This is a genomic window from Bradyrhizobium sp. CW1, from assembly GCF_023100665.1.
Classification (GTDB): Bacteria; Pseudomonadota; Alphaproteobacteria; order Rhizobiales; family Xanthobacteraceae; genus Bradyrhizobium; species Bradyrhizobium canariense_D.
This window is the reverse complement of sequence record NZ_CP064684.1, coordinates 545,828-566,691: the sequence shown is the minus strand read 5'-3', so window position 1 is coordinate 566,691 and position 20,864 is coordinate 545,828. Positions and strand designations below refer to the sequence as shown.

The window sequence follows — 20,864 nt, the reverse complement described above, 5'->3', positions numbered from 1 at the left end:
CTGGATTGCTTCGCTGCGCTCGCAATGACGGAGTAAACCTCACCGCCAGTGCAACAGCCGCGTCTCCAGCCAGTTGATCACCCTCCCCACCATCAACCCAAACACCGACAAAATCACCACGCCCGCGAGCAGCTGATCCGTCTGCATCAAATTGCCAGCCTGCAGCACGAACGCGCCGATGCCGTACTGCGCGCCGATCATCTCGGCGCTGACGACGAGCAGCAGCGCCACCGACGAGGTGATACGGAAGCCGGCGAGGATCGCGGGCAGCGCGCCCGGCCAGACCACCTTGCGCACGATGGTGGCGAACGGCACGTTGAAGCTCTGCGCCATGCGGATGAGGTTGCGCGGCACCGCGTCGACGCCGCTATAGACCGAGATCGCGGTCGAGAAGAACACCCCGAGCGCAATGGTCGCGATCTTCGGCTCTTCACCGATGCCGAGCCAGAGGATCAACAGCGGCAGCAGCGCGATCTTCGGGATCGGGAACAGCGCCGAGATGAAGGTGATGCCGACGCTGCGCGCCAGACGCGACAGGCCGATGGCAAAGCCAACGGCGACACCGGCTGCCGTGCCGAGCAGCCAGCCGACACCGATGCGCAGGAGCGACGCGGAAAGGTGCTGCCACAGCGCACCCGAGATCGCGAGCTGGTAGATCGCCCGCGCGATCGCCGATGGCGGTGGCAGGAATAGCGGATTGACCAGGCCGGTGCTGCCGGCGGCCTGCCAGATCGCAATGACCAGCGCGAGCGCGATCCAGCCGCCGAAACGGCTGCTCGCCGGCACGAAGCCGGCGCCGCGAAAGCGGACGCGCCGGACCGCTTCATCCTTCGTCGATGTTCCCGCCGGAGCGCGATCAAGCATGCTGGACCTCGCGCTCGGCATCGATCGCCTCGTTGCGGATCAGCGACCAGATCTGGTTCTGAAGCGCGAGCAGCTTTTCACGGGCTGCAATGTCACCGCGCTCAGTGCGCGTCATCGGCACGCTCACGACCTCGCGAATACGGCCAGGGCGCCGCGACAGCACCACGATGCGGTCGGCAAGCCTCGCCGCCTCTTCGAGATTATGCGTGACATACACGGCGCCCATGCCGCCATCGGCGAGCAGCCGGACGAAATCCTCCATCAGCAGTTCGCGGGTCTGCGAATCCAACGCCGACAATGGCTCGTCCATCAGGAGAATGGCCGGCCTGACCGCGAGCGCGCGCGAAATGCCGACGCGCTGGCGCATGCCGCCGGAAAGCTGCTTTGGATAGGTTTTGCGAAAATCGGTCAGGCCGGTGCGGCGCAAGGCGTCCTCGACCAGCGCGCGGCGCTGCACGGCCGAGAGCTGGGTGTGCAGCAGCGGGAATTCGACGTTCTCCTCCACATTCGCCCAGGGCAGCAGCGCAAAGTCCTGGAACACGAAGGTGAGCGGATTGAGGCTGTCCGCCGGCGGCGATCCACGCAGCTCGGGCGCGCCGGAGGTCGGCAGCAACAGCCCGCCGAGGATCGACAGCAACGTGCTCTTGCCGCAGCCCGACGGCCCCACGATCGCCACCACCTCGCCCGCGCTGACGGTGAACGAGACGTTGTCGAGCACGGCGAGATCGCCGAAGCGATGGGTGATGTGGTTGGCGATCAGGTCCATGGACTGCGTTCTACTCTCAATCCGCCTTCACGAATTCCTTGGCGATGATCGCATTCGCGTCGAAGCCCTTGTCGGCAAAACCCTGCTCCTGGAGCCATTTGATCTGGTTGTCGACGTTCTTCACATCCAGCTTGCCGTCGGGATCGATATAGGCGCAGTTGCCGACCACCTGCTCGACCGGGAGGTTCGTATATTTGGCGATGATCTCCAGCAGCGGCTTTGTCTTGTCATTGATCGGCGCGACACCGTCCTTCATCGCGGCGAGGATGACGTCGTGATATTCGCGGTCGGCCTTTGCCAAGGCGCCGAGCAGCTTCGTCACCAGCACCTTGTTGGTCAGCGTCTTCGGCGAGGCGAACACCGCGCCCAATTGCCAGGGTGTCTCGTCGCCGACCCAGCCGAGAAACTTCGCACCACCGTCGTCCATCAGCTTTCGCGCGGTGGAGATCGGCAGCAGCGCTGCATCCACGGTCTCGCCCTTCAGCGCGGCCGCCGCATTCGACAGCGATTGCAGCGGCACAATCTTCACGTCGGCGAGCTTGAAACCGTATTTGTCGGCAAGCAGGCCGAGCGAATAGTGAAAGGAGGAGCCAACCTGCGTCATCGCCACGCGCTTGCCCGCGAGGTCCTTCGGCGTCTTCAGACCGCTCGCATAGGCGTTGTTGCTGGCGAAATAGCCGATCAGGGGATAACCAGCCTTCTCGCGGCTCATGCCGCCGATCACCTTGAGCACGCCCTTGCCGGCGAGATTGTAAAGACCTGCGGTGAAGGCGGTGACGCCGAAATCGATGTCGCCCGAGGTCGTCGCCACCGCGATCGGCTGCGCCGCGTCGAAGAATTTCAGCTCGACCTCGAGGCCGGCCTCGCGGAAATAGCCCTTGTCCTGCGCGATGAACACCGGCGCGGAGGAGGATAGCCTGAGCACGCCGATCCTGGCCTTCAGCGCGTCCTCGGCTCGGGCCGTGCCCATTGCTGTGATCGCCATCAGGCCAGCTAGCGCGAGCCGCACAATCCCGATCATTTCGTTTCCTCCGCCGTCGATATCTTGCAGTCGGTTACAGGCCTTCAGGCACGGGCTGGTCCCGTCCGATAAAGGCGCCCTGTTGTTTCAACGTTTCCTGCAGCTTTTCAACGGGGATGTCACGCGGGATCCGGTTTCCGGAGAGCGCCAGCGCTGCCGCGGAACCGGCCGCCTCCCCCATCACGAAACAGGCACCGGAGACCCGGGCCGCCGATTGGCCCTCATGGGTCATCGAGGCGCAGCGGCCGGCGACCAGCAGATTATCGACGCCTTCGGGCACCAGCATGCGGTAAGGCAGCTCGTTATAGCCGCGCGATTCCGGGATCGGCGGGAAGGTGAAGACGACGTCGCCGGGGACATGGGCCTCGATCGGCCAGCCATTGACCCCGATGGAATCCTCGAACGAAGCGCAGCCGAGCACGTCCTCGCCGCTGAGCTGATAGCCGCCCGTGATGCGGCGGGTTTCGCGGATGCCGAGCTGCGGCGGCAGGTCGACGATGTAGGATTTTTCAAAGCCCGGCACGGTGCGCAGGAATTCGAACGCAGCCAGCGCCTGCTTGCGGCCCTCGATCTCGCCGCGGGTGAGATCATCAGGCTCGATGCCGTTGATGGCATGGCCGTCCTCGCGCGCCACTTGCGTAAAATTCACCCGCCATTCGATGCCGGACTTCTGCGGCCGCACGATCGCGCTCTTGCGCGGGAATGTGTGGGTGCCGGCGGCGGTGGCCTGCTCCATCAATTGCGGAATGGTCCGCCAGGCTTCGCCTGCCCTCTCCGGGTCGATGTTGTTGAGACGGAGCATCATCGAGGGATACATCGGATGACCGTGCTCGTCGCCGAATTCGAACGGCGCGCCGGCCCAAACCGCGAGATCGCCGTCGCCGGAGCAATCGATGAAGATCTCCGATCGCACCGCCTGCCGGCCGGCCTTGGTCTCGACCATCAGCGCATCGATGCGGCTGTTAGCGCCCATCACCACACCGGCACCAAGCGCGTGGAAAAGGATGTGCACCTTGTGACTGGCGAGCAGTTGGTCGGCCGCGATCTTGTAGGCGGCGGTGTCGTAGGCCTGGGCGAAGACCTTGCCGAGAATCAGATGCGGCGCGTTGAGGCCGTTCAAGCGATCGATCCGCGCCAGCAACTCCGACGCCATGCCCTGCACCAGCCGGTGGGCCTCGCCGTGGACATTGCCGTGCAGGCCGCAGAAATTGGTGACGCCTGCGGCGGTGCCCATGCCGCCAAGGAAGCCGTACCGCTCGATCAGCAGCGTCTTCCGTCCCGCGCGTGCGCTTGAGGCCGCCGCCACGATGCCGGCCGGACCGCCGCCGAGGACGACGACTTCATATTCGCCGTAAAGCGGCACCTGGCGCGCCGGTTCTTCGATCGTCATGGCCTGCATGGCGCGTCCTGTCCCTGAAATCCTTTGCTTGGGCCGGACTATGAATTAACCCGGATCGAGCTACAATCCGCCAAAATAGGCGATCACCTTTCTCGAATCGCGAAAGGCCGAAGATGGACATCCTGGTAAACCTTCAGGCGTTCCTCGCGACCGCCGACGCCACCGGCTTCTCCGCGGCCGCGCGAAAACTCGGCGTCTCGACGTCGGTGGTCGCCAAGCGCGTCACGCAGCTGGAGGCGCGGATCGGCACGCCACTGTTTCATCGCTCGACCCGGCAATTGCGGCTGACCGAGGCCGGCCAGCGCTACGTGCATCGCGCCCGCGGCGTCGTCACCGACGCCGCCGATCTGCTGTCGCGCATGGGCGAGAAGGGCCACGATCTCGTCGATCATCTGCGCATCAAGGCCCCGACCTCGCTGACGGTCGCGCGGCTTGCGGACGTCTTCACCGCCTTCCAGACCCAGAACCCGCGGCTCAAGCTCGAGATCGTGCTGTTCGACCGTCCGGTCGATCCCGTCACCGAAGGCTTTGACATCGCCATCGGCGCCTTCCCGCATTCCTTTGGCGGTGTCGTCGACGAACCCTTGTGCCCGCTGAAGCGGCTGCTCTGCGCCTCGCCTGCCTATTTGAAGAAACACGGCACGCCAAAACATCCGCGTGATCTGGTCGATCATCGCTGCCTCAGCTTTCTACCGACCGGCCCCGAATGGATCTTTGACGGGCCGCGCGGCCGCATCAGCGTCCAGGTCAGTCCGCTGCTGTCCTGCAACGAGGGCCAAGTGCTGGCGCGCAGCGCCATCGCCGGCAACGGCATTGTGTTGATATCGGACTATCTCGTCGCGGGCGCCTTGCGCGACGGCGCGCTCAAGCCGGTGCTGCGCGAGTTTCCGATTCCGGAATTGTGGGTGAAGGCTGCGATCCCTGAACGGCGGCGCAATGCCGCCGCGGTACAGGCGCTGCTCACTTTGCTGAAAAGGTCACTCGCGACGTCGCTGTAAAAGCCCGTAGCCCGGATGGAGCGAAGCGTAATCCGGGCTACTCGCGTTCAGCTTTTAGCACCTGCCCAATTCGCGGCGCGCTTTTCCGCGAACGACGCCAGCCCCTCGGCGGCTTCCGCGCTCTGTCGCTTCAGCGAATGCAGATGCACGAGCCGCTTGTAAGCCGCATCGTCCACCGCCATGCCGCCGAACGAACTTTCCAGCGCGAGCCGCTTGGTCTCGGCCATCGCCTCCGATCCGTTGGCAAGCAACTGCTCGACCACCTTGGCGCCGGCGGCGTCGAGATCGGCGAGCGGCACCACCTCGTGGACGAGGCCGATACGACGGGCGTCCTCGGCGCCGAAACGTTCACCTGTCAGCGCGTAGCGGCGGACTTGCCGTACACCAATGGCATCGCAGAGCTGCGGGATGATGATGGCCGCGGTCAGGCCCCAGCGCACTTCGGTGATCGAGAACAGCGCGTTGTCGGCCGCGATCACGACGTCGCAGGCCGCGATCACGCCGGTGCCGCCGCCAAAGCAGCCGCCCTGCACCAGCGCGACCGTCGGGATAGCCAGCGTATTGAGCCGCTGCACGGCCTCGAACGTCGCCCGCGACGCGGCCTCGTTCGCCTCGCTCGATTGCGGCCGCACGCCGTTGATCCATTTGAGGTCGGCGCCAGCCTGGAAATGCTTGCCATTGCCCTTGAGCACGACGACGCGAAGGTTGGGCTTGCTGCCGAGATCGTCCATGGCCGCGAGCACGCCTGCGATCAACGCGCCGTCATAGGCATTGTTAACCTCCGGCCGGTTCAACGTGACGGTCGCAACCCCACGCGCATCCAGGGTCCACAGGACGGGGCTATCGGTCATCGGTGTTCCTCCGCTCGTTTGTTTGGCGCGCACTATGACCGAGGCTCCGCGCCCTGATCCATATCTTTCGAGCGTAGGGCAGCCGCGTCCATCGCATGGCGGCTTGTGTCATGCTGCCGCGGGGCGGCATCAAGGGATCAGGGACGGACATCACATGCGCATCTGCATTTTCGGCGCGGGCGCCGTCGGCAGCCATCTTGCAGTTCGGTTGGCCCGCGCCGGCCACGAGGTCTCGTGCGTGATGCGGGGCGCGCACCTGGAGGCGGTCCGGGCCAACGGCCTCAAGCTGCGCGTCGGCGATTCCGAGGTCTCCGCCAAGGTGAACGCCTCCGGCGATCCGGCCCAGCTCGGCCCGCAGGACGTCGTGATCAGCACCTTGAAGGCGACCGCGTTGACCGGGCTGGTCTCCAGTCTCAAGCCGCTGCTGCAGGACAACACCGCGATCGTGTTCGCGCAGAACGGCATTCCCTGGTGGTACCGGATCGGCCTGCCGCCGCGGCACCCGACCCCGCCGGACATTTCCTTCCTCGACCCGGGCGGACGCCTGCGCGCCTGCATTCCGAAAGAGCGGATCGTCGGCGGCGTAGTCTTCTCCTCCAACGAGGTGATCGCGCCCGGCGTGGTGCAGAACCTGACGCCGGACCGCAACCGCCTGCTGATCGGCGAATGTGACGACCGCAATTGCGAGCGCATCACGACGCTCCGCGGTGTCTTCAGCGACGCACGGCTGGAATCGCCGCCGGTCGCCGAGATCCGCGAGGCGATCTGGTCAAAGCTGCTGACCAACATGTCACTGTCGGTGCTGTGCCTGCTCACCGGCCAGACCGCGCGCGGCGTGCGCGATGACCCCGCCTTTGCGGATGTCATTCCGCGGATGCTGAACGAGGCCAACGAGATCGCTCAGCATTTTATCCCCGAGGTCAAGCGCGTATCACGCAGCGGCCCCGCCCCCAACCACAAGCCGTCGCTGCTGCAGGATTACGAGCTCGGCCGCGCCATGGAGATCGACGTCCTGGTAAAGGCGCCCCAAGCCTTCGCGCGCACCGCCGGCCTGTCGACGCCGACGCTCGACTTGATCGCCGCGCTCGCGATCCAGAAGGCGCGCGACAAGGGGCTATATTCGGCGTGAGATTTCAGGCGAGGCTGTCGATCCAGGCCGCGAGCGTATCAAGCACCTCTGTCAGCGCCTCTTCATTGGTGCGGCCGGACTTTTTCAGCACCGCGAAGGAGTGATCGCCGCCTTCGATCTCATGCAGCGTCGCCTTCGGGGCAAGAGCGGCGATGACCGGCTTGAGGAGGCCGAGATCGGCGAGCCCGTCGCGGGTGCCTTGCAGGAACAGCATCGGGATCTCGACATGGGCGAGATGCTCGGCGCGCTCCGTCGACGGCTTCTTGTCGGCGTGCAGGGGAAAACCGAGGAAGGCGAGCCCTTTGACATCAGGCAGCGGAGCCTTGGACTGCGCCTGCGAGGTCATGCGCCCGCCGAAGGATTTTCCACCCGCAACGAGCATCACACCCGGGCAGAGCCGCGCGGCTTCCTCGACTGCCACGCGGATCGTGGCGTGGGCGACCGCAGGCTGGTCGGGACGGCCCTGCTTGTTTTCCATGTAAGGAAAATTGAAGCGGAAGGTCGCGATGTCGCGAGCAGCGAGCCCCTCCGCAATCTTGTCCATCGATGCATGCCGCATCCCTGCACCGGCACCATGCGCCAGGACGTAGCAGGCGCGCGCCTTGTCCGGCTGCGTCAGGATCGCGGAGACCGTGCCGATGCGCGCGATGTCGAGCTTGAGCTCTTTGGTTTTGACGGTTTGGATTTTGACAGCCACAATCAACCATCCCGATAGACGCTGCTCCGGCCGCCTTGGTAGCGTCACCGGCACAGCCTGAAAACACAATAATTGCCGCCAAAGGCTGGCCTAACCAGGCCGGCAAGCCGCATTGACCGAGGTGACCATGTCCTACCGCTCCTCCTGGATGACCGAAGAGCTCGAAATCTTCCGCGACCAGTTCCGGAAGTATCTTGCCAAGGATCTGGCCCCGCATGCCGAAAAATGGCGCGAGCAGAAGATGGTCGACCGCTTTGCCTGGCGCGGGCTCGGCGAGATGGGCGCGCTGCTGGCAAGCGTGCCGGAGGAATATGGCGGCCTGGGCGCCACCTTCGCCTATGATGCCGCCGTGCTCGACGACCTCGAAAGCACGGTGCCGGAGCTGACGACCGGCGTCTCCGTGCACAGCGCCATCGTCGCGCACTACATCCTCAATTACGGCTCGGAGGAGCAGAAGAAGCGCTGGCTGCCGAAGATGGCTTCAGGCGAGATGGTCGGCGCCATCGCCATGACCGAGCCCGGCACCGGCTCGGATTTGCAGGCCGTCAAGACCACCGCCAGGAAGCAGGGCAATTCCTACGTCATCAACGGACAGAAGACCTTCATCACCAACGGCCAGGCTGCCGACCTCGTCATCGTGGTTGCGCGCACCGGCGATGTCGGCGCCAAGGGCATTTCGCTGATCGTGGTCGAAACCTCAGGCGCGGATGGATACAAGCGCGGGCGCAACCTCGACAAGATCGGCCTGCATGCCTCCGACACGTCTGAGCTGTTCTTCGACAACGTCGCGGTGCCGCCGGACAATTTGCTCGGCGGCGAGGAAGGCCAGGGCTTCGTGCAGCTGATGCAGCAATTGCCGCAGGAGCGCCTCGCGCTCGCGGTCGGCGCGGTCGCGGCTATGGAGCGCGCGATAAAACTCACCGTCGACTACACCAAGGAGCGCAAGGCCTTCGGCAAGCCGCTGATGGATTTCCAGAACACCGCCTTCAAGCTCGCCGAGCGCAAGACCGAAGCGATGATCGCGCGCGTCTTCGTCGACTGGTGCATCGAGCGGCTGGTCGCAAAGGACCTCGACACCGTCACGGCGTCGATGGCGAAATATTGGTGCTCGGAGAAGCAGGTCGAGACCGCCGACGAATGCCTGCAGCTGTTCGGCGGCTACGGCTATATGCAGGAATATCCGATCTCGCGCATCTTCATCGATTCCCGCATCCAGAAGATCTATGGCGGGACGAACGAGATCATGAAGCTGTTGATCGCGAGGTCGTTGTAATCAAGCCGGCGTGAACGGCCTGCCGCTCAATTCGGATGCCACCACCGGCCGCCGATCACGACGCCTTCGGAGACGATCTTGCGGTCGCCGATCAGGTGCTCGCCGACGACGTCCTCATAGTCGAACTGGCCTTCCCTCACCGAGATCAGCGTGGCGTCGCCGACGCTGCCCGGCTTGAGGCTGCCGAGCTCGGGGCGCCGCAGCGCCATCGCGGCGTTGACGGTCGAGGTTGCGATGACGTCGGACAGCGGCATGCCCATGCACAGGAATTTCGACAGGGTCGTCACCTGATCGAAGGCCGGGCCGTCGATGCAGAGCTGATGAATGTCGGACGAGATGGTGTCGGGATAGAAGCCGTTGGCGAGCATCGCACGCGCGGTCTTGAATGCGAACGAGCCCTTGCCGTGGCCGATGTCGAACAGCACGCCGCGCTCGCGGGCGTCGAGCACCGCCCGCTTCACCGTGCCCTGCGCGGTCGCAGGCGTGTTGGGGAAGGGACGGAACGCATGGGTGAGCACGTCGCCGGGGCGCAGGCGCGCCAGCACCTCCTCGTAGCTCGGCGGCGGATGATCGATATGCGCCATCAGGGGCATGCCGACCTCGTTCGCGACCTCGAGCGCGATGTCGAGCGGCACGACGCCCGACGTGCCCGAGGAATGCAGCCCCACGCGCACCTTGATGCCGACGATGAGATCGCGGTTGGCGTCGGCCACCTTGGCCGCCTCGATCGGATTCATCAGCCGCAGCTCCTCGCTCTCGCCGACCATGATCCGGTGCGAGAAGCCGAAAATGCCGGCATGCGAGACATGCAGATAAGCGAGGATACGAACCTGGCTCGGCTCGATCACATGCTTGCGGAAGCCCGCGAAATTGCCCGGCCCCGCACTGCCGGTATCGACCGCGGTGGTGACGCCGGAAAGACGGCAGAACTCCTCGGCGTCGATGCCGAGCGACGTGCCGCCCCAATAGACATGGGTGTGGAGATCGATCAGTCCCGGCGTCACGATGTAGCGAGAGACGTCGCGCACCTCGGTGCCCGGATCCGCCTTGAGCCCACTGCCGATCGCCGCGACCTTGCCGCCGGAAAAGGCGACATCGGTCACGGCGTCGAGCTTCTGGGACGGGTCGACCACACGGCCGCCGCGCAGGATCAAATCGAAAGGCATTGTCGTCTCCGGATATGGCAGCGAGGCGGGGCGGCAGTCAGCCCGGGCCAGGAGGAAGCTTCGCGCTTCTAGCAATTTTTGCGCCGACGAGCGTATCAAACGCGACGATTGCTCACTGAAAAACTGGCGATCCCGGGAAGACTCGAACTTCCGACCTACGGTTTAGGAAACCGTCGCTCTATCCGGCTGAGCTACGGGACCGCGGAACCCGCAGAGCGGGTTACCGGGGCTTCATATCAAAGCGGAAGGGGGATCGGAAGCCCTCCGCGTTGCTCAATGCGGAGGGCTGCCGGTCATCTCATGCCCGGATATTGTTGTCCTTGACCACCTTGCCCCAAATGGCGACCTGCTTGTCGAAGAAGGTCTTGAAGGCGGGAGCGTCCTCGAGCAGCAGCGTCATCTGCTGCGTTTCCTTGAGCTGGGCGGCGGTCGCGGGCTCGCTCAGGATCTCCTTGGACGCCGTCGCGAGGCCTGCGACGATGTCCGGCGGCGTGCCGGTGGGCGCGAAGATGCCCCACCAGGCCAGCGTCTCGAAATCCGGAAAGCCCGCCTCGATCGCGGTCGGCGTATCCGGCAGGCCCGGCAGCCGCTCGCGGCCGAGCTGCAGGATCGGACGCAGCATGTTGGTGCCGAGCTGGGCTGCGACCAGCGCCGCAGATCCCGCGATCAGGTCGACATGGCCGCCGAGCACGTCGTTCATTGCGGGGCCTCCGCCGCGATAGGGCACGTGCATGATCTCGACGCCGGCCTTGTTGCCGAGCACGGTCATGGCGAGATGGCCGAGCGTGCCGATGCCGACGGAGGCATATTTCACCGCGCCGGGCGTCGCCTTGCAGGCCGCCACCACGTCGGCAAAGCTCTTGTAGGGGCGGCCTGCACCGGCAGCGATCACGTAAGGCGCGGTGCCGACCAGCAACACCGGCATTAGCTCGCGCTCGACATCGACGGGCGGCTTGTCGAGGATGGAGGGGATCACCGCATGGGAATCGAAGGTGACCAGGAACGTCGAGCCGTCAGGCGGGCTCTTGGCGACCTGCGCCGCGCCGAGCGCGCCTGCCGCGCCCGACTTGTTCTCGACAATGACGATGCGGTTGAGCTTGGTTTGCAGATGGCTCTGGAGCAGCCGCGCCATCGCATCGGTGGATCCGCCCGGCGGAAACGGCACCACCAGTGTGATTTTTGAAGCCTGCGCCAACGCCGGCGTCATCGCGAGAATAGCCGGCGCTGCCAGCAGCGTCCGTCGTGTGATCGTCATGGTATCCCTCCCCTGTTTTCTCGCGCCCGGCTTTTGCTCTTTGGCGCTTTAAGTGGTCCCGAAACCGGATCCCGCTTTTCTGTATTCTGGCCGCGGCGGACTGAAGATGTCCAGCACGCGGGCGCCGTCGGGGCCGGCGCGCATGGTGTGCGGCACATTACCCGGCGTGCGCCAGAAGTCGCCTTTCTTCACGGCAATCTCCTCATCACCCTGGACGCGGATGGCGGAGCCGTCGAGCAGCACGCCCCACTGCTCCTCGGGATGATGGTGCAGCGTGCCTTGCGCATGCGGCGCCAGCGTCACCACCGACAGCATCGCCTGCTCGCCGGAGAAGATGCGCGTGGTCACCCCTGCCGCGAGCTCGCGAAACAACCCGTCGCCGTTATCGTCGAGATTGTGGAATTCGTCCTGCTGGCTCACGCCGCCCTCCTCTTCATTCTCGCTGATCAGGATTTGCCATACGAGCCTTGATAACGGCCCTCGCGGATCGCCTTCAGCGTCTCCTCCTCGCGCGCGACCTGGGCTCGCACGGCGTCGAGCAGCGCCGCGGCACCGGCGGCGGCAAACGACACCACGCCGTCCTCGTCTCCGACGACGATGTCGCCGGGCGAGATCACGCTGCCGCCGATCGAAACAGGCACGTTGATCTCGCCGGGGCCGTTCTTGTAAGGGCCGCGGTGGATCACCGCGCGGGCATAGCAGGGAAAGTCATCGGCAGCGAACGCCGCGACGTCGCGGATCGCGCCGTCGATGACGTAGCCTTCGGCTTTGCGCCATTGCGCGATGTTCTTCATGATCTCACCGACCAGCGCGCGGGTCTCGTCGCCGCCGCCATCGACCACGATGACGTCGCCGGGGCCCACCAGCTCGAGCGCGCGGTGGATGGCGAGATTGTCACCGGGACGGGTGCGGACCGTGAAGGCCGTGCCCACCAGCTTGGCACCGCGATGATAGGGTTTGAGCCCCACGGCGCCCGGCAGCCGGCCGAGATTGTCCGAAATGACCGGGGTCGGCGCACCGCGAAAGCCCTCGATGATCGCGGCCGGCGGCTTCGGCACAGCGTTCGCGGCGATGGTGATGGTCATAATCTCGGTCCTTCCCATGAATTCTCTTAATCGGCGTCCGCCCGCGCCTTCGCCGGCCAAATCCGGAACGCGCGCCCCTCCTTCATCCACGCCGCGCGCTCGTCGCGGCGTGCGGCGAACTTTACCGGAATCGTCGCGTGGTGGGACGGTGACGATCTCGAAGCTCTCCGGGTGCTTGTAGCGGCTGAGCCTGTCTTTGAGGAAATCCGCCATTCCGTCGGCGATGGCTTGGCCGTCCGCATCGCTCTCCGGCTCGATGATGGCGTGCACGCGCTGGCCCAATTCCGGATCGGGCAATCCCACCACCACGCAGGAGCGCACGCCCGGACAGGCGGAGACGGCAGCTTCGACCTCGGCGGGATAGATGTTGGCGCCGCCGCGCAGCACCATGTCGGCGAGGCGGTCACCGAGATAAAGGTAGCCTTCCGCATCCAGCCTGCCGATATCGCCCAGCGATTCCCAGCCGTCGGCGCGGCGCTTCGGCTCGGCGCCGAGATAGTGATAGGTGGCGTCATTGCCGTCATTGTTGAGGAAGTAAATCTCGCCGGTCTCACCCGGCGCAACGTCGTTGCCGTCCTCGCCGATGATGCGCAAGCGCGCCGTCTCGCCGATCTTGCCGACCGAGCCCTGGTGCGTCAGCCATTCCTTGCCGGAGATGATGCAGGAGCCCTGTCGCTCGGTGCCGCCATAGAGCTCCCAGATCCGCTCAGGCCCGAGCCAGGCGATCCAGTTCTCCTTCAGCCAGGGTGGCATCGGAGCGGCCATGTGGAAGACGGTTTGCAGGCTCGACACATCGTAGGCGTTGCGCACGTGCTCCGGGAGCGCCCAGATCCGGTGCATCATGGTCGGCACGAAATTGACCCATTGCACGCGCTCGCGCGCAATTTGCCGCAGCGCCTCCTCGGCGTCGAACTTGACGAGGCCGGTGAGCTGGCCGCCGGTGAACAGCGCGTAGTGCGACACGATGAACGGCGCATTGTGATAGAGCGGACCGGGATTGAGCAACGAGACCCCGAAGGGGATGTTGAGCGGCGGCGCGGCGACCGTGTCGATCACCGCCGGCTGGTGATCGAGGATCACCTTCGGGCGGCCGGTCGATCCGCCGCTGGTCATGGCTTTCCAATAGCGCGCCACCGGTGCGGTGAGCGGCTCGTCCGAAAACCCTTCCGGCACGAAATCCGCGGGCAGACGGTTCGGCGCGTTCCAGTCGGCTTCGCCGCCGACCACCAGCGCCGGCTTCAGGATGTCGAGCACCGCGGCGGCTTCGCCGCGCGGCAGCCGCCATGACAACGAGGTCGGCGTCGCTCCGCATTTCCACACTGCAAACGAGGTCTCGAAAAACGCATTGCAGTTGGGCAAACCGATCGCGACAAAGTCGCCGGGCTTGACACCCTTGGCCATGAACGCCCGCGCGCGCCGGTTGGCGCCGCGTTCGAGCGCGTCCCATGTCAGCGTATCCTGCCCGTGACGGACGGCGATCGTGCCTTGCGGTTTGCGTTCGGCGTACCAGCGCGGCACATCGGACAGGGGCAGCAGCATGAGGCGTTTCCACTTCGTATTCTTGGCGTCGCCGATGAGGCGAGCGCAGGATGAAGTGACGCTGTGACTCCTGCGCCACGTCAAGCAAAAAATGTCAGCATCACAGCCATGAAATTCCCGGGTTCCATGGGTGACAAGCAGGCCATAAAGGGGCAAAAATCAGCCCGACTCAGTTCGGGTTGAGTTTTGCAAGGAATGCTCTCGTAGAATGTCGGACGTAGTTGCATCGCGTCGTGCGGCGCTTGTCGTTGCTGCAGCAGGATTTTTCCTGCTGGCGCCGTCGCATGCCCAGGCACAATGGTGGAAGCGCGCGCCTGTTGACTTCGAGGCCTGCGCCGACGCCGCCGAGAAAGCTACGACCAAATCCGAGAAGACGGCTGCGCTTGCCGACTGCAACGCCAAATTCGCCGGCCGGCGCAAGGCGGGCGGCGGCTATTCCTATTACGATTTCCTCCAGGACCGCAGCTTCGACATCGCCGGGCCCAATCCGACGCCGGAGGAGCAGAAGAAGATCGACGAATCCTACACCGCCTATCTCGCCAATCAGCGCCGCAGCAATGAAGCCGCGCAGGCCACCGCGCGCCAGCAGCGCGAGCAGCAGGAACAACAGGTGCAGCAGCTCCAGCGGGTCGCGTTGCGAACCGAGGTCGAGCGCGTGCCCGTGCCGGTCGAGCGGCCGAAAGTCCAGCAGGCCGCCATCGGCGACGCGCGGCCGCGGCCGAAGGGCACACCCTGCACCAAGGGCTCGTTCTCCTGCGAATGGCCGCGGCTGTCGGATGGATTGAACGACATCAAGAAGCTGTTCAGCCCGACGCCGAGCAAGCCCGCGAAGAAGGGCTGAGCTGCGTCGCCGTCATTGCGAGCGCAGCGAAGCAATCCAGCATCTCTCCGCGGAGGCAGTCTGGATTGCTTCGCTACGCTCGCAATGACGAACTGGGCGGGGATCCGTCTCCTAGCCTCAGTTCGTGTGCTTCTTCTTGCTGCGCTTCGGTTGAGCAACCGGCGCATTCACCGGCGCCGTTGTTGTCGGTGAACTACCCAACTGCGAACGACTCTCCTTCAGGCGCGCGTCATAGCCGGGCGAATTCGTGACGGTCGGCGGCCTTGCCTGAGCAAACGTGGAAGCTGCACATAAGGCGGCGAGCACGACCCCGATCGTCAAACAACGTTTCATCGCACGTCTCCCGTCAGCCGGCGTGAACTCATGCAGCGCCGCGAACCTGCTGCGGCGTCAGCCGCGGCGGACCCTTGCCCGCGGCCTCAGCCTCGTTGATCAGCGCAACAATGCGGCGCGACAGCGGCACGTCGACACTGTTCTGTTCGGCGAGGGCGATGATCGCGCCCTGGAGATAGTCGATCTCGGTCTTGCGGCCCTGCTTCAAATCCTGCCACATCGAGGAACGCGCCTCGGGATCGATCTTCATGGTCCTTCCCAGGATCAGGTCGAAAATCGGATCAGGCAGTCTCAGCAAGGCGGGCGTCCAGGACGACGGGATCGGCGTCGCCGAGACCGGTGTGATGCCGGCGGCCCTCATTGCAGCCAGCCCCTCCGCCATCTGATCGGCGAACAACCTTCGCCATTCGCGGTTCCCCAATTGCGCAGCGAGGGGCATGTCGGACAAGGCGCTGAGCGCGTTGTTCAAATTGATGATCAGCTTGCCCCATTGCACGCCGGTGATGTCGCGGCTCGCGCGCATCGTGAGCCCCGGCACCGACAGAGCTGCGGCCGCGTTCGTGTCATCTTGGCCAACATGAATGTCGCCAGAGGTCGAGCGGTGGAAGCGGCCCTCGCCCATCCCGACCACGTTGAAAGGCACCATGCCGGCGAGCACGCGGCGATCGCCGAGGCGATCGCGCAGCACTGCGACGTTGCCGACGCCGTTTTGCAGCGAGACGATGACAGCGTCCTGCGGCGCATGCTGCGCGATCTGCTTGGCGACAGCTGCCGTGTCGGCGCTCTTCACCGTGACCAGCACGATGCCGGCGCTGTGCAAGATCGCGGGATCTTCCGATAGCGCGAGTTGGCCCGGATCGAGCTTCTTCTCGGAGCCGTCGAAATCGGTCAGAAGCAGACCGAACCGCTCGATCTCGGCCTTCACCCGCGGTCGCACCAGGAACGCGACGCGGCGACCGGCAGCCGCCAGGGTGCCGCCGACAAAACATCCGATGGCGCCCGCGCCGGCCACCACGATCGGTCGATCCGTCATCATCTTGGCTTGCCCCCTCAACGATCCGCCCTCGATAGCAGAGGCTGTGTCTGCTGCCCATTCCCGGAGTTGCGGCGCAATCGCCTTGTAACCGTCATGACGGCCTCATATGTTTTCGAACGGGGCTTGTTACCGGCAACAAAGCGCCAAGGGAGAACGCCATGGGTTTGCTCGACGTCCTCAACGGCATGCAGAACGGCCCGCGCGGGCCAAGCACGCCGAGTTCACAATCCTCATCCAGTGGCGGCATGTCGCCCATGACCATGGCGCTGCTTGGCCTGCTCGCCTGGAAGGCATTCAAGCATATGAGCGGCAACCAGAGCGGCAGCGCGCCGCAGCCGTCCCCGGCACCGACGCCGACGCATCTCCCCCCGCCGGTGAATGCAGGCGCTGGTGGTGGCCTCGGCGACCTGTTGAAGGGCGGCCTTGGCGGCCTGCTCGCGGGCGGCGCGGCCGGCAGCGTGCTCAGCGGCGGGCTCGGCGATCTCCTCAACCAGCTTCAGCACAGCGGTCATGGCGATACTGCCAATACCTGGGTCGGCAAGGGCGAGAACAAGGCGATCGCTCCAGGCGATCTCGCCAATGCGCTCGGCGCCGACCAGATCGAGAGCCTGTCCGCCCAAAGCGGCCTGTCGCGTGACGAGCTGCTCTCGGGCCTCAGCCAGTATCTGCCGCAGGTGGTCGACCATCTGACGCCGGACGGACGGCTGCCGACCGAGCAAGAGATCGCGGGCAGAGTCTGATTCGTTTAGTCAAACGAGGGGAGCACGGACATGAGCATGGGTGGCTTGTTGTGGATCATCGTCGTCGGCTTCATCGCCGGCCTCATCGCGCGTTGGCTGGCGCCGGGACCGAACAATCCGAGCGGCTTCATCCTCACCACCATCCTCGGCATCGCCGGCGCGTTTCTCGCGACCTTCATCGGTCAGGCCATCGGTCATTACGGTCCCGACCAGGGTGCAGGATTCATCATGGCCACCATCGGCGCCGTGGTGGTGCTGTTCATCTGGCACCGGCTGGTGGCGAGCGGCGTGATCAAGGGGTGACGCTTCAAAACGCCGAAAGCGGCACACCGCCACCTCATCGTCATGCCCGGGCTTGACCCGGGCATCCACGTCTTTTGATCCGCGCGGCGACACGTGGATGGCCGGGTCAAGCCCGGCCATGACGTAGAGAGAGCGGAGGCCGGGTCAAGCCCGGCGACGACGTGGAGAGAGCGGAGGCCGGGTCAAGCCCGGCCATGACGTAGAGAGAGCGGAGGCCGGGTCAAGCCCGGCGACGACGTGGAGAGAGCGGAGGCCGGGTCAAGCCCGGCGACGACGTGGAGAGAATGTGCCGCGCGATCACGTCACCAAATGCATCCCCGCATCCATGCGCACGACTTCGCCGGTCATGTTGCTGGAGGCCGGCATCGCCAGGAAACAGACGAGCTGCGCGATGTCTTCCGCCGATGACGCGACCTTCAGCGGCACCTTCGCCGCGACGCTGTCGCGCACCTGCTTGGCGCCCGCCTCGCCGCGGCCCTTGGTGAACCAGGGTGTATCGATATAGCCCGGGCATACCGTGTTGACGCGGATCAGCGGCGCCAGCGCGCGCGACAGCGACAGCGTCATGGTGTTGAGCGCGCCCTTGCTCGCGGCGTATGCGATCGACGATCCGACGCCGCTGATGCCGGCGACCGAGGAGATGTTGACCACGGCGGACGGCCGCCCAGAAGCTTTGGCGCCGGCCTCGAGCAGGCTGCGCGCCGCGCGCACCATCTGGAACGGGCCGATGGTGTTGACGCCGTACAGGCGCTGGAAATCTTCCGCCGACAATCCGTCGAGATCGGCATGGACGACATGCTTGGTGGTGCCGGCATTGTTGACGAGCACGTCGAGCCGGCCCCAGCCGCCAGCTGCCGCGACGATCTTGCGGCAATCGTCATCCTTCGAGACGTCGCCCTGCGCGACCAGAACTTCCGGTGAGCCCGCCTTGCGGCAATGCTCCGCGGTCGCCTCCGCTTCCTTCTGGCTCGAGGAATAGTTGATGACGAGCCGCGCCCCGCTCCGTGCGAGAATTTCCGCGGTCGCAGCGCCCAGGCCGGAGGCGGACCCCGTCACGATTGCGCACAAACTGTCCTTTGCCATCCGGATTTCCTTCCCCTTGATTGAGTATCGACGTTCTGTTTAGCGAGTTTGCCGCGCCCTGCAAATCGAGCAAACTCCGCTAAGCGGAATTAGCTCATCGCCCATGCCCGCGCCGCAGGTTGACCTGCGATCAGCGCTTGTCAGGGCCATGGCTTTTTTGGATCATCGGGCGCAAGAAGAACCTGCGCGCCCGCCCCACTGGGGCCGGATGCGCCAATGGCAAAACACGGGGAACGCTGTGGCGGAGAGTGACAATATCGTCGTCGAGACCGCGGAGAAAATCTTCGCCGATCTCGCCGATCCGCAGACCGTCAACAACGACAAGAAGGATTCGTGGCAGGCGCCGCTGTGGCAGGCGCTGAGCGAGGCCGGCCTGCCGCTGGCCTGGGTGCCCGACGATCTCGGCGGCTCCGGCGCGAGTCTGGCCGACGGCTTTGCGCTGCTGAACGCGGCCGGCCGTTTCGCAGTCGCGGTTCCCCTGGCCGAGACCATGCTGGCCGGCTGGCTGCTGGCGCAGGCGAAGATCGCTTCCCCGGAGGGGGAGATGACGGTGCTGCCGGCGTCGCCCAAGGATCGCATCACCCGCGATGCCGATGGTGCGCTCTCCGGCCGCGCCCGCGGCGTGCCCTTCGCAAAGGCGGCAAAGCACTTCGCGGTGCTGGCCCACGGCAAGGACGGAGTCGCGGTCGCGCTGGTGGATGCGAGCAAGGGCCGGATCGAGACCGGACTCAATGTCGGCTATGACCACAGCGACACCGTCACGCTCGACAAGGTCCAGCCCCTCACCATCAAGCCCGCGCCGAGCGGCTTTGACCAGACCACAATGATGCTGATGGGCGGCGTCGCGCGCAGCCTTCAGATCGCGGGCGCGCTGGAATCGATGCTCGACATCTCCGTGCGCTATTCCAACGAGCGCGTCGCCTTCGAGAAGAAGATCTCCAAATTCCAGGCGGTGCAGCACAATCTCGCCCGCCTCGCCGGCGAGTCGGCTGCTGCGCTTGCGGCTGCGACTTCCGCGGCCGACGCCATCGCCAACGCAAAGTCGTTCGATGACGCGGTCTATCTCGAAGCCGCCTCCGCAAAGATCCGCTGCGCGGAAGCTGCGGAAAAGGGCGGCGCCATTGCGCACCAGGTCCATGGCGCGATCGGCTTCACCCTGGAGCACATCCTGCACCGCTATTCGCTGCGGGCGCTTGCCTGGCGCGACGATTTCGGTTCGGAAAGCCACTGGGCCGTCGAGCTCGGCAAGCTCATTGCCAACCGCGGCGCCGACGAATTGTGGCCGCTCGTGGCTTCGCGCTGATCAGGGACGAGACAACAATGACCGCTGCCCTCCGTTTCGATCCGATCCGCCTGCCCGAGAAATGCGAGCAATTGCGCAAGGAAGTACGCGCCTTCCTCGCGGAGGAAATCGCCGCCGGTACCTTCGATCCGCACAAGCCCAACCGCGAAGACACCGACGCGCCGGAATTCTCCCGCCGGGTCGGCGCCAAGGGTTGGCTCGGCATGACATGGCCGAAAAAATATGGCGGCCAGGAGCGCTCGTTCCTCGAACGTTACGTGGTGACGGAGGAGATGCGGGTCGCCAACGCGCCGACGCGGCGCTTCTTCGTCGCCGACCGCCAGAGCGGACCGGTGCTGATCAAATACGCGCCTGAGCACATCAAAATGGACATCCTGCCGCGCATCTGCCGCGGCGAGATCTGCTTCGCGATCGGCATGAGCGAACCGAACTCCGGCTCGGACCTGTTTGCCGCGAAGACCCGCGCGACCAAGACCGACGGCGGCTATCTCATCAATGGCACCAAGATCTGGACCTCGTCGGCGCATATCGCCGACTACATGATCGCGATCTTCCGGACGTCGCAGCCGACCAAGGAAAACCGACGTCACGGCCTGACCCAGTTCCTGGTCAAGATGAAGCAGCCGGGCATCCAGGTGAACCCGATCGGCCAGATCACCGGCCAGTACGAGTTCAACGAGGTCGTGTTCACCGATTTCTTCGTGCCTGACGATCATGTGCTCGGCGAAGTGGACGGCGCCTGGAAGCAGGCGACCAGCGAGCTCGCTTATGAGCGTTCGGGCCCCGAGCGCTTCCTGGAGACCTATTACGTGCTGACCGAGCTGGTTCGCGCCGTTGGTCCCAATCCGGATACCCGCAGCGCCGAAGGCATCGGCCGGCTGGTGGCGCAGCTCCACACCATGCGGCGCATGTCGGTCTCGGTCGCGGGCATGCTGCAAGCCGGCAAGGAGCCGGTCGTCGAAGCCTCCATCGTCAAGGACATCGGCACGGTGTGGGAACAGCAGCTGCCGCACCGCGTGCGCGATCTCGCCGCCTTCGTCGAGGAGACCGCGACCAACCGCGAGACGCTGGAGCGGCAGCTCGACTTCGCCATCAAAACCGCGCCGAAACTCACCATCCAGGGCGGCACCACCGAGGTGCTGCGCGGCATCATCGCCCGCGGGCTTGGTTTGCGCTAATCAT

21 protein-coding genes, 1 tRNA gene and 1 pseudogene are annotated in these 20,864 nt (G+C 65.2%); 8 read left to right on the top strand and 15 right to left on the bottom strand.

What is annotated here, in order from left to right; translation table 11 throughout:
• Positions 1–39: 39 nt before the first annotated feature.
• From IVB54_RS02590 to IVB54_RS02575, 4 genes are read right to left on the bottom strand one after another with little or no spacing between them, the layout of a single operon-like run.
• Entirely contained in the window at positions 40–864 is an 825-nt protein-coding gene (locus IVB54_RS02590) for an ABC transporter permease (protein ID WP_018452987.1), read from the bottom strand.
• A complete protein-coding gene (locus tag IVB54_RS02585; RefSeq protein ID WP_247299209.1) occupies positions 857–1,630 on the bottom strand; it encodes an ABC transporter ATP-binding protein in 774 nt (257 codons plus the stop codon). Before IVB54_RS02585 ends, IVB54_RS02590 begins: the two co-directional genes overlap by 8 nt.
• Positions 1,631–1,646: 16 nt before the next feature.
• Positions 1,647–2,651, bottom strand: coding sequence for an ABC transporter substrate-binding protein (locus tag IVB54_RS02580; RefSeq protein ID WP_018452985.1), 1,005 nt, complete (start codon positions 2,649–2,651; stop codon positions 1,647–1,649).
• A 34-nt stretch (positions 2,652–2,685) separates the two neighbouring features.
• Positions 2,686–4,050: an FAD-dependent oxidoreductase gene (locus IVB54_RS02575; protein WP_018452984.1), complete on the bottom strand. Its 1,365-nt coding sequence runs from the start codon at positions 4,048–4,050 to the stop codon at positions 2,686–2,688.
• Between the two features lie 113 nt (positions 4,051–4,163).
• On the opposite strand from IVB54_RS02575, the gene IVB54_RS02570 reads away from it, so the two are divergent.
• Positions 4,164–5,048 (top strand): LysR family transcriptional regulator, encoded by an 885-nt coding sequence (locus tag IVB54_RS02570; RefSeq protein ID WP_018452983.1) that lies wholly within the window; start codon positions 4,164–4,166, stop codon positions 5,046–5,048.
• Positions 5,049–5,095: 47 nt separating this feature from the next.
• Here IVB54_RS02570 and IVB54_RS02565 read toward each other — a convergent pair whose 3' ends face one another.
• Positions 5,096–5,899, bottom strand: a complete 804-nt coding sequence (locus IVB54_RS02565) for an enoyl-CoA hydratase-related protein (protein ID WP_085351611.1) — start codon at positions 5,897–5,899, stop codon at positions 5,096–5,098.
• Between the two features lie 154 nt (positions 5,900–6,053).
• Between IVB54_RS02565 and IVB54_RS02560 the strand changes: the two genes are divergently transcribed.
• Positions 6,054–7,028: a ketopantoate reductase family protein gene (locus tag IVB54_RS02560; protein WP_018452981.1), complete on the top strand. Its 975-nt coding sequence runs from the start codon at positions 6,054–6,056 to the stop codon at positions 7,026–7,028.
• Positions 7,029–7,032: 4 nt separating this feature from the next.
• Here IVB54_RS02560 and IVB54_RS02555 read toward each other — a convergent pair whose 3' ends face one another.
• Positions 7,033–7,725 carry an alpha/beta family hydrolase gene (locus tag IVB54_RS02555; protein WP_231189766.1) on the bottom strand — a complete coding sequence of 231 codons (693 nt, stop codon included), beginning with the start codon at positions 7,723–7,725 and terminating at the stop codon, positions 7,033–7,035.
• Between the two features lie 127 nt (positions 7,726–7,852).
• On the opposite strand from IVB54_RS02555, the gene IVB54_RS02550 reads away from it, so the two are divergent.
• Positions 7,853–8,998 carry an acyl-CoA dehydrogenase family protein gene (locus IVB54_RS02550; protein WP_018452979.1) on the top strand — a complete coding sequence of 382 codons (1,146 nt, stop codon included), beginning with the start codon at positions 7,853–7,855 and terminating at the stop codon, positions 8,996–8,998.
• Between the two features lie 26 nt (positions 8,999–9,024).
• Here IVB54_RS02550 and IVB54_RS02545 read toward each other — a convergent pair whose 3' ends face one another.
• The 6 genes and pseudogenes from IVB54_RS02545 to IVB54_RS02520 all read right to left on the bottom strand — a co-directional run bounded on the left by IVB54_RS02545 (position 9,025) and on the right by IVB54_RS02520 (position 14,043).
• Positions 9,025–10,164 (bottom strand): amidohydrolase/deacetylase family metallohydrolase, encoded by a 1,140-nt coding sequence (locus tag IVB54_RS02545; RefSeq protein ID WP_018452978.1) that lies wholly within the window; start codon positions 10,162–10,164, stop codon positions 9,025–9,027.
• A gap of 124 nt (positions 10,165–10,288) precedes the next feature.
• Positions 10,289–10,365 (bottom strand) — tRNA-Arg (locus IVB54_RS02540).
• Between the two features lie 97 nt (positions 10,366–10,462).
• Positions 10,463–11,419, bottom strand: coding sequence for a tripartite tricarboxylate transporter substrate-binding protein (locus IVB54_RS02535; RefSeq protein ID WP_018452977.1), 957 nt, complete (start codon positions 11,417–11,419; stop codon positions 10,463–10,465).
• A 48-nt stretch (positions 11,420–11,467) separates the two neighbouring features.
• A complete protein-coding gene (locus IVB54_RS02530; protein WP_018452976.1) occupies positions 11,468–11,839 on the bottom strand; it encodes a cupin domain-containing protein in 372 nt (123 codons plus the stop codon).
• Between the two features lie 26 nt (positions 11,840–11,865).
• Positions 11,866–12,504: an RraA family protein gene (locus IVB54_RS02525; RefSeq protein WP_204514026.1), complete on the bottom strand. Its 639-nt coding sequence runs from the start codon at positions 12,502–12,504 to the stop codon at positions 11,866–11,868.
• A gap of 26 nt (positions 12,505–12,530) precedes the next feature.
• Positions 12,531–14,043, bottom strand: a pseudogene (locus tag IVB54_RS02520) (AMP-binding protein).
• 208 nt (positions 14,044–14,251) lie between these two features.
• On the opposite strand from IVB54_RS02520, the gene IVB54_RS02515 reads away from it, so the two are divergent.
• Positions 14,252–14,884, top strand: a complete 633-nt coding sequence (locus IVB54_RS02515) for a hypothetical protein (RefSeq protein ID WP_018452973.1) — start codon at positions 14,252–14,254, stop codon at positions 14,882–14,884.
• Between the two features lie 117 nt (positions 14,885–15,001).
• Here the strand turns inward: IVB54_RS02515 and IVB54_RS02510 are convergent, their stop codons facing one another.
• Together IVB54_RS02510 and IVB54_RS02505 are read right to left on the bottom strand one after the other, a co-directional pair.
• Entirely contained in the window at positions 15,002–15,217 is a 216-nt protein-coding gene (locus IVB54_RS02510) for a hypothetical protein (protein ID WP_083926313.1), read from the bottom strand.
• Positions 15,218–15,245: 28 nt separating this feature from the next.
• The gene (locus IVB54_RS02505) at positions 15,246–16,253 is read right to left on the bottom strand and encodes a 2-dehydropantoate 2-reductase (protein ID WP_247299203.1); all 1,008 of its coding nucleotides are present in this window, start codon (positions 16,251–16,253) and stop codon (positions 15,246–15,248) included.
• A gap of 158 nt (positions 16,254–16,411) precedes the next feature.
• Here IVB54_RS02505 and IVB54_RS02500 point away from each other — a divergent pair, with 158 nt between their 5' ends.
• On the top strand, positions 16,412–16,993 hold the full coding sequence (locus IVB54_RS02500; RefSeq protein WP_026232432.1) for a YidB family protein: 582 nt from the start codon (positions 16,412–16,414) through the stop codon (positions 16,991–16,993).
• Between the two features lie 30 nt (positions 16,994–17,023).
• The gene (locus IVB54_RS02495) at positions 17,024–17,296 is read left to right on the top strand and encodes a GlsB/YeaQ/YmgE family stress response membrane protein (RefSeq protein ID WP_083926312.1); all 273 of its coding nucleotides are present in this window, start codon (positions 17,024–17,026) and stop codon (positions 17,294–17,296) included.
• A gap of 297 nt (positions 17,297–17,593) precedes the next feature.
• Here IVB54_RS02495 and IVB54_RS02490 read toward each other — a convergent pair whose 3' ends face one another.
• Positions 17,594–18,379 (bottom strand): SDR family oxidoreductase, encoded by a 786-nt coding sequence (locus IVB54_RS02490; RefSeq protein WP_018452969.1) that lies wholly within the window; start codon positions 18,377–18,379, stop codon positions 17,594–17,596.
• A 238-nt stretch (positions 18,380–18,617) separates the two neighbouring features.
• Between IVB54_RS02490 and IVB54_RS02485 the strand changes: the two genes are divergently transcribed.
• Positions 18,618–19,682, top strand: a complete 1,065-nt coding sequence (locus IVB54_RS02485; protein WP_026232431.1) for an acyl-CoA dehydrogenase family protein — start codon at positions 18,618–18,620, stop codon at positions 19,680–19,682.
• A gap of 17 nt (positions 19,683–19,699) precedes the next feature.
• Entirely contained in the window at positions 19,700–20,860 is a 1,161-nt protein-coding gene (locus IVB54_RS02480; protein WP_008133127.1) for an acyl-CoA dehydrogenase family protein, read from the top strand.
• Positions 20,861–20,864 lie beyond the last annotated feature (4 nt).

Excerpts from the sequence above, each read along its gene's own strand:
- IVB54_RS02550 (WP_018452979.1), top strand. The coding sequence starts at position 7,853 with ATGTCCTACCGCTCCTCCTGGATGACCGAAGAGCTCGAAATCTTCCGC.
- IVB54_RS02510 (WP_083926313.1), bottom strand. The coding sequence starts at position 15,217 with ATGAAACGTTGTTTGACGATCGGGGTCGTGCTCGCCGCCTTATGTGCA.
- IVB54_RS02575 (WP_018452984.1), bottom strand. The coding sequence starts at position 4,050 with ATGCAGGCCATGACGATCGAAGAACCGGCGCGCCAGGTGCCGCTTTAC.
- IVB54_RS02490 (WP_018452969.1), bottom strand. The coding sequence starts at position 18,379 with ATGGCAAAGGACAGTTTGTGCGCAATCGTGACGGGGTCCGCCTCCGGC.
- IVB54_RS02590 (WP_018452987.1), bottom strand. The coding sequence starts at position 864 with ATGCTTGATCGCGCTCCGGCGGGAACATCGACGAAGGATGAAGCGGTC.
- IVB54_RS02570 (WP_018452983.1), top strand. The coding sequence starts at position 4,164 with ATGGACATCCTGGTAAACCTTCAGGCGTTCCTCGCGACCGCCGACGCC.
- IVB54_RS02565 (WP_085351611.1), bottom strand. The coding sequence starts at position 5,899 with ATGACCGATAGCCCCGTCCTGTGGACCCTGGATGCGCGTGGGGTTGCG.
- IVB54_RS02580 (WP_018452985.1), bottom strand. The coding sequence starts at position 2,651 with ATGATCGGGATTGTGCGGCTCGCGCTAGCTGGCCTGATGGCGATCACA.
- IVB54_RS02515 (WP_018452973.1), top strand. The coding sequence starts at position 14,252 with ATGTCGGACGTAGTTGCATCGCGTCGTGCGGCGCTTGTCGTTGCTGCA.
- IVB54_RS02500 (WP_026232432.1), top strand. The coding sequence starts at position 16,412 with ATGGGTTTGCTCGACGTCCTCAACGGCATGCAGAACGGCCCGCGCGGG.
- IVB54_RS02535 (WP_018452977.1), bottom strand. The coding sequence starts at position 11,419 with ATGACGATCACACGACGGACGCTGCTGGCAGCGCCGGCTATTCTCGCG.
- IVB54_RS02560 (WP_018452981.1), top strand. The coding sequence starts at position 6,054 with ATGCGCATCTGCATTTTCGGCGCGGGCGCCGTCGGCAGCCATCTTGCA.
- IVB54_RS02495 (WP_083926312.1), top strand. The coding sequence starts at position 17,024 with ATGAGCATGGGTGGCTTGTTGTGGATCATCGTCGTCGGCTTCATCGCC.
- IVB54_RS02545 (WP_018452978.1), bottom strand. The coding sequence starts at position 10,164 with ATGCCTTTCGATTTGATCCTGCGCGGCGGCCGTGTGGTCGACCCGTCC.
- IVB54_RS02480 (WP_008133127.1), top strand. The coding sequence starts at position 19,700 with ATGACCGCTGCCCTCCGTTTCGATCCGATCCGCCTGCCCGAGAAATGC.
- IVB54_RS02505 (WP_247299203.1), bottom strand. The coding sequence starts at position 16,253 with ATGATGACGGATCGACCGATCGTGGTGGCCGGCGCGGGCGCCATCGGA.
- IVB54_RS02525 (WP_204514026.1), bottom strand. The coding sequence starts at position 12,504 with ATGACCATCACCATCGCCGCGAACGCTGTGCCGAAGCCGCCGGCCGCG.
- IVB54_RS02585 (WP_247299209.1), bottom strand. The coding sequence starts at position 1,630 with ATGGACCTGATCGCCAACCACATCACCCATCGCTTCGGCGATCTCGCC.